The organism is Curvibacter delicatus NBRC 14919, from assembly GCF_001592265.1.
Taxonomy (GTDB): domain Bacteria; phylum Pseudomonadota; class Gammaproteobacteria; order Burkholderiales; family Burkholderiaceae_C; genus Hylemonella; species Hylemonella delicata.
This window is the reverse complement of sequence record NZ_BCWP01000042.1, coordinates 16832-27230: the sequence shown is the minus strand read 5'-3', so window position 1 is coordinate 27230 and position 10399 is coordinate 16832. Positions and strand designations below refer to the sequence as shown.

The window sequence follows — 10399 nt, the reverse complement described above, 5'->3', positions numbered from 1 at the left end:
GGCGCCCTGGGCGTCGCCCATGGAGCCATGATCCATGCCTTCCATGCCGCCATCAGCCTTTTCGGCCGTGGCGGCAGGCATGTCGTGGGCCATGCCGCTCATCGACTGCGCCCACACCGGTACCGTGCCGAACGTCGCGAGTATGAAAGCGATCCAGTTCAGTTTGAGTTTCATCATGTGTGTTTTCTCCTTTGTCTTCATGAATCAGGCCACCACCACTTCGCGGAACATGCCGGCGTCCATATGGAACATCAGGTGGCAGTGCCAGGCCCAGCGGCCCAGGGCGTCGGCCGTGACCAGAAAGCTGACGCGCTGCGCCGGCTGCACGGGAATGGTGTGGCGTCGCGCCAGGAAGCTGCCGTCGGGGTTTTCCAGTTCGCTCCACATGCCGTGCAAGTGCATCGGATGGGTCATCATGGTGTCGTTGTGCAGGATCACCCGCACCCGCTCGCCGTACTTGAAGTGCACCGGCGTGGACTGGCCGAACTCCAGGCCGTCGAGCGACCAGGTGTAACGCTCCATGTTGCCCGTCAGGTGCAGCTCGATCTCGCGCTCGGCTCCGCGCGGATCGAGCGGTCCGTCGATGGTGTGCAGATCCGCCAGCGTGAGAACCCGGCGGCCGTTGTCGCGCAGGCCCACGCCCGGGTCGTCCAGGTTGGTGCGCGCCATATCCACCCGGGCATCGGTGCTGGGGCCGTACTCGGTGCGGGCGTGCCGTGCCTGGGTACTGGGCACCGCCAGCGGATTGGCCGGCGCCATGCCAGGCATGGCATGGCCGCCATGGTCCATGGCCATACCGCCATGCATCATCCCCGGCATGCCTTGCATGCCTTGCATGCCTTGCATGCCCGCGTGACCGCCATTCCCGCCGGATGCGCCATGGTTCATGCCGGCCATGCTGCCGCCCATGGCGCCCATCATGTCGGCCATCGACAGCCAGACCGGCGCGTCCACCGCCGGCACCGGTGCGGCCAAGCCGGCACGCGTCGCCAGCGTGCCGCGGGCATAACCGGTCCGCTCCATGGTCTGGGCGAAGACGGTGTAGGCGTCATCGCGCGGCTCGACCAGCACATCATAGGTTTCGCCCGGGCCAAAGCGGAATTCGTCCACGCTGACCGGTTCGACGTTGACGCCGTCGACCTGCACCACCTGAAGCTTGAGACCGGGAATGCGCACGTCGTAGAAAGTGTTGCCGGCGCCGTTGATGAAGCGCAGTCGCACCCGTTCGCCCGGCTTGAACAGCCCGGTCCAGTTGCCGGCCGGCGTGGTGCCATTCATCAGGAAGGTGAGCGTGGCAGCGGAGAGATCCGACAGATCGGTTGGATTCATGCGCATCTGGTTCCACATGGCTCGTTTGTCGAGTGCGGCCGTCAGGCCATCGCGCGCCGCCTCACGGAAGAACTGCGGCGCGGTCGGCATGTTGTGGTTGTAGTAGCCGCTCTGGACCTTCAGCTTGGAGAAGACGCGCATCGGGTCTTCGTCGGTCCAGTCGGACAGGTGGATCACATGGTCGCGCTGCGCCTTGATGGGTTCGCCGTCTGCCGGATCAATGATGATGGCTCCGTACATGCCGGTCAGCTCCTGGAAGCCGGAATGCGAGTGGTACCAGTAGGTGCCGCTTTGCTCGACCTTGAAGCGGTAGGTGAAGGTCTCGCCCGGGGCAATGCCGGCGAAGCTGATGCCCGGCACGCCGTCCATCTGATACGGCAGGATGATGCCGTGCCAGTGGATCGAGGTGGATTCGCGCAGCTTGTTGGTGACGCGGATCGTGACCGTGTCACCTTCGCGCCAGCGCAAGGTCGGCGCCGGTAGCGAGCCGTTGATGGTTGTTGCGACGCCAGGCTTGCCCGTGAAGTTGACGGGCGACTCGGCAATGACGAGGTCGAATTCGGTGCCCTTGAGGACCGGGGCGGCTGCGCTGGCCGGCTTCATCTCCTGCGCGCGCGCCAGGCCGGACCAGGCCGACATGCCCAGCAGGACGCCGCCGGCGGCCAAGCCTTGGACAAAACGCCGGCGCGGCAGACCGGGAACCGCGAACACAGGCGGAACATGGTGCTTCATGAATCAAAATCCTCCGATAGAAAAAAGAAAAAACAGACACCGAGGGAGGCGCGGATGATCATTCCAGCGGCCTTCGGTATCGACACACGGCTAGGTTAAGGAGGTGGCGCTGTCCTTTAAGTGACGCGAACATTACATTTCCGTCATGTGCGCTACGCCACCAAGATCAAGGGCCAGGGTCCGTGCGTGGACGAGCCCTGGCCCTTGCGCGTGTGCGGACCGCTCAGTAGTCGTGCCCTTGTCGCAACAGGTTGTCGAGACGGGCAACTTCATTGCTGGTCGCTGTCACCTTGCGGCCATCGGAAGTCTCAAGGACTTCTCCTCCTTTCAGGTAGCTGGCGCGCCCATACCGGTCTTGGCGTCGTCGAAGGTGACGACGGCCTCGCGCTTCTCGAAGCCCACATCGACCTTGCTCACGCCCTCGACCTTGAAAATTGCCTTCTTAACGGTGATCGGACAAGCAGAGCAGGTCATGCCCGGCACGGATAGCGTGACGGTCTGGGTGGCGGCCCACACGGGAGCAACAACGGCGGCGAGGGCAAGGGGGGCAAACAGTTTCTTCATGATGAACTCCTGGTCAATAGAAAAAGGGAACGACATAGGGAAATCCAAGCGCGACCAAGACCAGCACGGCCACGATCCAGAAAATCAGCTTGTAGGTGACGCGCACCTGCGGAATCGCGCAGACCTCGCCCGGCTTGCAGGCTTGCACCGGTCGGTAAATACGCTTCCAGGCGAAGAACATCGCCACCAGCGCCGCACCGATGAACAACGGGCGATAGGGTTCCAGCGCTGTCAGGTTGCTGATCCAGGCACCGGAAAAACCGAGGGCGACCAGTACGAGGGTCGGCCGTGATTCCTGAAAATTTCGCAGGATCGTAGCTAACTTATTGATATTTCAGGAAAATTTGATTTTGTAGTCGATGGGCTCAACGGCCCGCCCCAGATCCAGCGTGTAGTCCCCGAGCCGGTTGATGTGGCTGGTCCGGTATGGCGACAAGGCTTTCAGCACCGGCTCGCCCACTGGATATCCCTGGCTCTGCAGCTCCTTGAGCTTGCGCGACATCCATTGCACGTTGTGCAGGATCACCATATTGGCCACCAGCTGGCTGTACTTGATGACCTTGCGCTGCTCATGGCGCAGGTTCTCGGCGATCACCCCTTCCCCGCCGAAGAACAGCCATTTGACGAAATTGTTGAATTCCTCGCTCTTGTTGGTCGCTGCATGGATCGACCGGCGTAGCTCTATGTCGCTGATGTAATCGAGCAGGAACAGGGTTCGGATCGCCCGCCCGAGCTCGCGGAACGCGAAGTAGAGCTTGTTCTTGTGGCTGAAAGTCCCGAGCCGCCTGAGGATCATCGACGGCGTGATCCTGCCGACCTTAATAGATACAGCCACACGCAGCATGTCGCGGTAGTGCAGCTTGATCAGATCCCAATCTATCGTCCCGCGAAACAGGCTCTGGATATGCTTGTACTGCGCCCCTGGTTCCGACTTGAAGAACACCAGGTCCTTGATGTTTCGAATGCGCGGCATCAGCTTGATCCCGAGCAGGTGCGACAGCCCGAAGACCGGCGCGCTCTGCGCCTGCGTGTCGCCGTGCAGCGTGTCGGGCTGGATGTCGGACTCGTTCTTGACCAGCCCATCGAGGATGTACACGGCCTCGTAGACGCCGCAAGGAATGAAGTGGCTGAACAACGCAATGTACATGTCCGAGACGTGGTAGTAGCCGATGCCGCCGTAGCCGCCATAGCGCAGGTGGTACTCGGACAGCAGGTTTTGCTCATAGACGTTCCACTTCGTGCCGTCCGCCGACGCGCTCTTGCCGGTGCCCCAGTATTGCGGCAGGGAGAACCGGTTGTAGGCGTTGACTACTTTGAAGATGGCCTTGTCCAAACGCTCTTCGGTGACATGGTGCAGGTTGAGCCATGCCACCTGCTTGCGCGACAGGCCCTTGACCGACAGCGCGGTCTGGGTCGGTCCCAGGTTGCAACCGTAGCAAAAGAGCGTCGTCAGGAAGCGTTTGCGCGGGTCGTCGACCTTGCTCTCGAAGCCCGACAAGGGACCGAACAGCTTGTGCAGGTCCAGCCATCGCTCGGTTTCGGTCAGCACGTCCAGGATGCTGGCCGTCGCCATCGAGTCCGTGATGGCCTGGTCGACCTCCGGCAGCCCTTCTGGCGGCGGCGCCCGCTCGCTGCGCCGCAGCAGCAGGCCCGACTCGGTCATCGCCACATGCTCGTTGTCCGGGAAACGGGCGTCGACCTGGCGCGCCAGGTTGGCCAGCTGCTGCTTGTGCTTCATGACAAAGTCGTCAGCGTCGGCCGGCAAGCCGACCATGTCGCTGTACTGGCCGATTTCGGTATCGAACTCTTCCCAGCTCACCAGGTGGTCGCGGTAGTCGTCGTACTGGTCACTGTTCTGCACATACAGATCGCCGGACTTCAACTCGTCCATCACGTGCGAAAGGATGCACAGCTCCAGGTACTTGCGATGGACAAGGCCTGGAGTCGCTTCCTCGCCTTGGCCCTGGATCAGGGCTTGCCACTTCCTGTCGGCCAACCAGGTCAGGTCGAGCGGGACGGCGCCACTGTCGGCGAGAACATACTCCTTGTGGCTGGAGCGGAACTGCGCGATCCAGCTCACGGCCCGCAACAGGGAGTCATCGGGCGATGAGGACTTTAGCGCCATCGCATCCAGGCACTGGAACAGCAGCGACCGCCTGGCGCGGTAGGGCTGGAGCATGAACGGGTAATAGTTGTTGCCCGCATAGGCGATGTGCTCATCGCAGCGTTCGATCCAGGCGGCCGGATCGTCGCCCAGCATCTTGCGCATCCTGCCGACCCGCTGCGCTTCCGTCCCGTCGTCTTCGAAGGCTGTCAGCACATCGCGGAACTGGGTGATCAGCGCCTCGCCCTGCGCCACATGCTCCAGCTGGTACTGCTTCAGGCGCTCGCGCGCAACGTTGTGCATGTTGCGCACGGACCGGATGAAGATGTCGGCAATGTCGTCAACAGCCTTCTGTAATTGCGCCTGGATCAGCAACACCGCCAGGGCGTAGCGCTTGATCGGCTTGAGCGCCTGCATTTCGCGCACGTTCAGGGCGCGGGCTTCGAGCACAAACTGGGTTCGCTTGGGGACCGAGACGCCATCAATCACCGGCAAGCCGTCGGCCAGCTCCCGAAGGGCCTGGATGTGCGTCAGGAAGCTGGCCACCTCGCGCACGCTGGGCTGCTTAGGCTCTCGCTTGAGCTGGTCCCATTGGCTGCGGCCCTTGCGGGTGCGAAACATCTGGTCGATCCCGGCCTGCTGGGCATCAGTCAAGGCCGTAGCAATGTGTTTGTAGAGCTCGTCATTGACCTTCACCCGTGCCCGGCTTGCGATGCGCGACAGCGTGACAAATCCGGGCAGCAGGTAACGGTGGTGAACCAGTTCTTCCAGCAGGATGTTGATGATATCGGGCAGTTCCTGTTTGGTCTGTGCCGCTTTCATCGCCTCAGCTTCCAGCCAGTCCTGTGCGCCTGTATCCAGGAGCCGCAGGCCGACGAATTCCCGCAGCATCCGTTGGTGCAGTGACTTGCTGCCGGACTGGTCGTAGCGCTGCAGTGTTGCCGCGGAGAACGGCTGGACCTGGTAACGCTTGCAGATATGTTTAATGATCGTGCTGGGCACGTCGTCCAAGGTCACGAAGTAGCCCAGCCGCTGCAGCATCTTCAGCTGAACCGCGATCAGGGCCTGGGTCGTGGCCCGGCTGTACGCATTCGCTATGAAGCGGCGTTCCGTTGCGCTCGGCGTGAACACCGAGATCAGATCCTGGTCACTGATCTCGGTCCTGAGTTGCGGATAGGCGGTGTCGTTGATACCACTCATAGCGGGCAGTCGGTCGGCCTCAATCCCAATAGGTGTCGGTGGCGGGTTCGTGAAACGAGGTTTCCAGCAGGCACTGGTTGTCCTCGGCGATGCGGTACATATCATCGAGCAGCGTGGCGATCGTCTCGTCCAGCACCTCGCGGGACAAGTAAGGAACCGCCAGCTCGTAGAGCGTGCCCTCGGTGTTCAGGCGCTGCATGGCAAAGCGCTCGAAGCAGGTCTGCTCGATCAGCCGGTGGCCACGGGCCAGGCCGCGCGACTGCTTGCTGAAGCGGGCCAGCACCATCGTTACGCGCAGGACCGCCACGAGCGTTGCCCCTTCGGCAGGCAGACCAAGAACGCCCACCGGCTCCGTCAGCAACAGCACCAACGGCGGCGGTTGCTGAGCGGTCGGCGCCAGCGCCGGCAGGCCCTGCTCGAAGCGGGCTTGCAGGCTGGAGTCCGACGCATCGAGGTAGCGCATGGCCGATTTGACATCCTTCCAGCCGACATACTCCATCAACTCCTTGATGTCCCAGCCGCTGGCGCGGGCCCAGCCGGCAAAGCCGCGGCGCATGGAGTGGCTGCTGTATTCCTCGGGCGACTCAACACCGGCCTCGGCGAACAGGCTGCGCAGCAAGGGAATCAGGCTGTTGGCATGCAGGCTTTCGTCAGCGACATGACCCCAGCGGTCAATCTTGCGGAACACCGGGCCCTCGGTCAAACCGGCCAGGCTAACCCAGGCGCTGAAGGCGTCCACCGCGCACAGGCGAGACAAGGCCGGGCATTGGAAGGTCCGGCCCTGCAGCTGCCGGTCGCCTTTGCTGCGGCCCAGGTAGCAGGCCATGCCCTGGCCGGGGGTGATTTCGGTGTTTTCAACGCGCAGGTTGACCAGTTCGTCGGAGCGGAAACCGCGCCAAAACCCCAGCAGCATCAGGCTGCGGTCGCGCGTGTGGCGCAGCAAGGCTGGCTGGTCGCCGGAGCGCTGGGCATTGCCGATGGCGGCAGCTAGCCACTGATCGACCTGCTGGAGCATCGCCAGTTCCAGGGGCCGCGCGCGCTTTTCTGGCACGGCGTGAACGGAGCGAATGCCTTTGAGGACCTGGCGCACCAGCGGCGACTTGGTAGGGTCCGCAAAACCCTGGTCGGTATGCCAGCGGGACAGCGCCGCCAGCCGCTGGCGCAGCGTGTTGATGGCCAGGGTAGCCGCGTGGTCGGCCAGGTAGCGGGCGATGGCGTCAGCCGTTGATGGCAACAAGCCTTTCCACTCAATCTCAAAATGCCGTATAGCCGAGGCGTAGCTGCGGCGCGTGTTGTCGCGCTCGGCGGCCTCGATGTACTGGGCAATATTGCTCATGTCCCTGCGCTCATCTTCCGGTGCCGGCCTCGGGCCGAATCAGGCCGACCAACAGCGGCAAACGCTTGGAGACCGCGCGCTGGGCGTCGCGCTCGATCAGGCGGTAGATTTTCAACACTTGTTCGCCGGTCGGCGTGAGCTGCGCTCCGCCGCCAGCAGCACCGCCGCGCTGCTTGAGCACCAACGGTTCCACAAAATCCGCGTTCATCGCCGCCACCAGCGACCAGACGCGCTGATAGCTCATGCCCAGGCTGCGGCCGGCCTCGGCAAGCGAGCCGGTCCCGGCGATGCGCTCAAGCACGTCGGCCTTGCCGGGGCCAATGGCCACCGCGTGTTTGATCTCCACCCGAAAGCGTGTTTTCTCGTCTGGCAAGGAGATTTTGACGGTGGATTTCATCGTGAAGCGTATTGTCTACCGAGGCGACTGGCCTCCAGTATCTGGCGATATACTTTGAGATCGATATCTTCTCTGGAAGATATCGAAACTTTATGAATCGTACCGTTAAAGGACACTTCATGGCCATCTGCAGCCGCCGCTTTTTTTCGTGGCTCGTACCCCTTGCCTGCATTGCCGCTCTCTCTTCAGCTCACGCGCAGACCGTTCCGACCCTGGCCGCCGCTTCCGACCTGAAGTTCGCCATCGAAGAGGTCGCCGCCCGTTTCAAGCGAGACACCGGCCAGGACATCAAGCTGGTGTTCGGTTCGTCGGGCAACTTCACCACACAAATCCTGCAGGATGCACCGTTCCACCTCTTCATGTCGGCCGACGAGAACTTTGTCTACAAGCTGGCCGATGCCGGCAAGACCGAAGACCGTGGTCGAGCCTACGCCATAGGCCGCATCGGCATCATGGTGCCACCCGGCTCACCGCTGAAGGCCGATGGCCAGTTCAAGGACCTGGCGGCTGCGCTCAAGGACGGCCGGCTGCAGAAATTCGCCATCGCCAACCCTGAGCATGCCCCCTATGGCGCGCGCGCCAAGGAAGCGCTGCAGCACGCCGGCCTGTGGAGTGCCATCGAGGGCAAACTGGTGCTGGGCGAGAACATTTCCCAAACCGCGCAGTTCGCCACTTCGGGATCGGCCCAGGGCGGCATCATCGCCTATTCGCTGGCCCTGTCGCCGGCCATGGCCAAGCTGGGCACGTTCGAGCTGATTCCGGAGAGCTGGCACCAGCCACTCAAGCAGCGTATGGTGCTGGTCAAGGGCGCGCCACCGGCAGCGCGCGCCTTCTACAACTATATTTCCACGCCTCCCGCCCAGGAAATCATGGTCCGCTACGGCTTCGCCATGCCCAAGGAATAGCGCTGAGCGCCCATGGACTGGCAAGCCCTGATCCTGTCGCTGGAGCTGGCCGCAGCCACTTTGCTGGTGCTGCTGCCGGTCGGGCTGTGGCTGGGCCGTTGGCTGGCCTACACCGGGTTTGCGGGCAAGTCATGGATAGAGGCCATGGTGGTATTGCCTTTGGTGCTGCCGCCTACCGTACTGGGCTACTACCTCCTGGTGTCGCTGGGTGGTGCTTCCCCAGTCGGGCGCTGGATGGCCGACACCTTTGGGGTTCGGTTGACCTTTAACTTCCTTGGCCTGCTGATCGCTTCCATCGTTTTCAACATCCCGTTTCTCGTGCAGCCGGTGCAACGTGCCTTTGAAGCCATCCCGCGTAACCTGGGCGAAGCTGCGGCCGTCAGCGGCCTGAGTGTGTGGCAAACCTTCTGGCGCATTGAGCTGCCGCTGGCCTGGCCGGGCGTGCTGTCGGCCATGGTGCTGACCTTTGTGCATACGCTGGGGGAGTTCGGGGTGGTGCTGATGATAGGCGGCAGCATTCCGGGCGAAACCAAGACCATCGCGATTTCCATCTATGACCGGGTGCAATCCTTCGACTTCACCGGCGCCCACCAGATGGCTTTGCTGCTGCTGGTGTTCTCGCTGGTTGCCGTAGGCGCGTCGTTCTTCGCCTCGGCACGTCTGGCGGTGCGGCGATGAGCAACGCTGACGCGGCGCTCACGGTCGACGTTGAGCAGACGCATCCCATGCCGCTGGCGGGAAGCCTGCGCTGCGAGCCGGGTGAATTGCTGGCGCTGGTCGGTCCTTCGGGCGCGGGCAAGACGTCGATGATGCGTGTGCTGGCGGGCCTGATGCGGCCCGAGCGGGGTCATGTCTCAGTGGGCGGAGAAGTCTGGTGCGACACCGCGCGCGGCGTGTTCCTGCCGCCCCAGCGCCGGCATGTGGGTTTGGTGTTCCAGAACTATGCGCTGATGCCGCACCTCAGTGCGCTGCACAACGTGGCGCTGTCGCTGCTGCATTTGCCGCGCCTCGGGCGCCTGGCTCAGGCACGGCACTGGCTCGATCACGTGGGCCTGACCCCAGACCAGCAGGACCGACGGCCGGCCACGCTCTCGGGTGGCCAGCAGCAGCGCGTGGCGGTGGCACGCGCGCTGGCGCGAGAGCCCAAGCTGTTGCTGCTCGACGAGCCTTTCTCCGCGGTAGATCAGATGAGCCGGCAAGGCCTGTACCGGCTGCTGGCCGATCTGCGGCGCGAACTGTCCATCCCCATCGTCCTGGTCACGCACGACCTCAACGAGGCCCGCATGCTGGCCGACCGCCTGGCGGTGATGGACGCCGGCGAGGTGTTGCAGCAAGGCCATCCGGCGCAGATCCACCGTGCCCCGCGCAACGCGCGCGTGGCTGATCTGGTGGGCATCCACAACCGCTTTCATGGTCAATGGCTGGGCCCGGCCGAGCAGCCAGGCTGGGGATTGCTGCGGTGGGTGGCCGAGGGTGGTGACGGGATCGAAGGGCCGCTGCTGCGGGTGCGCGACAAAGGCAAACTGCCCGTCGGGCAGGCGGTGAACTGGGTGATTCCGGGGGACGGCATAAGGCTGTTGACGCAAGCGCCGCAGGGTCCTGGCGAGTTCCGAGCCACTGTCACCGAGGCCCGGCACCTGGGCGAAATTACGTTGGCCACGCTGACGCTGACGGAAGTGGGCGGCGCAAAGCTGCTGCTGACGCTGTCGGGCCCACAACGCCAGGAGTTGGGGATGGGCGTGCGAGTGGGTGTGCGCCTGGACGCGAACCTGGTGCATGTGATGCCATTGCGTCCCAGCTAAACGCCATGAGCCCTCAACGCATCCTCGTGA

At 63.3% G+C, this 10399-nt stretch carries 9 protein-coding genes and 1 pseudogene; 3 read left to right on the top strand and 7 right to left on the bottom strand.

The annotated features are described in order from the left end of the window. Positions 1 to 204: 204 nt before the first annotated feature. The 7 genes and pseudogenes from CDE01S_RS15680 to CDE01S_RS15655 all read right to left on the bottom strand — a co-directional run bounded on the left by CDE01S_RS15680 (position 205) and on the right by CDE01S_RS15655 (position 7662). On the bottom strand, positions 205 to 2061 hold the full coding sequence (locus CDE01S_RS15680; protein WP_066709678.1) for a copper resistance system multicopper oxidase: 1857 nt from the start codon (positions 2059 to 2061) through the stop codon (positions 205 to 207). A 223-nt stretch (positions 2062 to 2284) separates the two neighbouring features. Further along, complete coding sequence (locus CDE01S_RS18540; protein WP_157077149.1) at positions 2285 to 2392, bottom strand: CopK family periplasmic copper-binding protein; 108 nt, start codon at positions 2390 to 2392, stop codon at positions 2285 to 2287. After that, on the bottom strand, positions 2389 to 2625 hold the full coding sequence (merP, locus tag CDE01S_RS15675) for a mercury resistance system periplasmic binding protein MerP (RefSeq protein ID WP_066709676.1): 237 nt from the start codon (positions 2623 to 2625) through the stop codon (positions 2389 to 2391). The genes CDE01S_RS18540 and merP overlap by 4 nt, the downstream gene beginning before the upstream one ends. A 13-nt stretch (positions 2626 to 2638) precedes the next feature. Beyond that, positions 2639 to 2905 (bottom strand): annotated as a pseudogene (gene merT, locus CDE01S_RS15670) (mercuric ion transporter MerT); the annotation flags it as partial. A 54-nt stretch (positions 2906 to 2959) separates the two neighbouring features. Further along, entirely contained in the window at positions 2960 to 5929 is a 2970-nt protein-coding gene (locus CDE01S_RS15665; RefSeq protein WP_066709668.1) for a Tn3 family transposase, read from the bottom strand. Between the two features lie 19 nt (positions 5930 to 5948). After that, positions 5949 to 7265 (bottom strand): site-specific integrase, encoded by a 1317-nt coding sequence (locus tag CDE01S_RS15660; RefSeq protein ID WP_084382931.1) that lies wholly within the window; start codon positions 7263 to 7265, stop codon positions 5949 to 5951. A 10-nt stretch (positions 7266 to 7275) separates the two neighbouring features. Continuing rightward, positions 7276 to 7662, bottom strand: a complete 387-nt coding sequence (locus CDE01S_RS15655; protein WP_066709667.1) for a winged helix-turn-helix domain-containing protein — start codon at positions 7660 to 7662, stop codon at positions 7276 to 7278. 119 nt (positions 7663 to 7781) lie between these two features. Here CDE01S_RS15655 and modA point away from each other — a divergent pair, with 119 nt between their 5' ends. From modA to CDE01S_RS15640, 3 genes are read left to right on the top strand one after another with little or no spacing between them, the layout of a single operon-like run. Then, on the top strand, positions 7782 to 8567 hold the full coding sequence (modA, locus tag CDE01S_RS15650; protein WP_066709665.1) for a molybdate ABC transporter substrate-binding protein: 786 nt from the start codon (positions 7782 to 7784) through the stop codon (positions 8565 to 8567). Positions 8568 to 8579: 12 nt separating this feature from the next. Next, entirely contained in the window at positions 8580 to 9245 is a 666-nt protein-coding gene (gene modB / locus CDE01S_RS15645; protein WP_066709663.1) for a molybdate ABC transporter permease subunit, read from the top strand. Beyond that, entirely contained in the window at positions 9242 to 10369 is a 1128-nt protein-coding gene (locus tag CDE01S_RS15640) for an ABC transporter ATP-binding protein (protein WP_066709658.1), read from the top strand. The genes modB and CDE01S_RS15640 overlap by 4 nt, the downstream gene beginning before the upstream one ends. Positions 10370 to 10399: the final 30 nt, after the last annotated feature.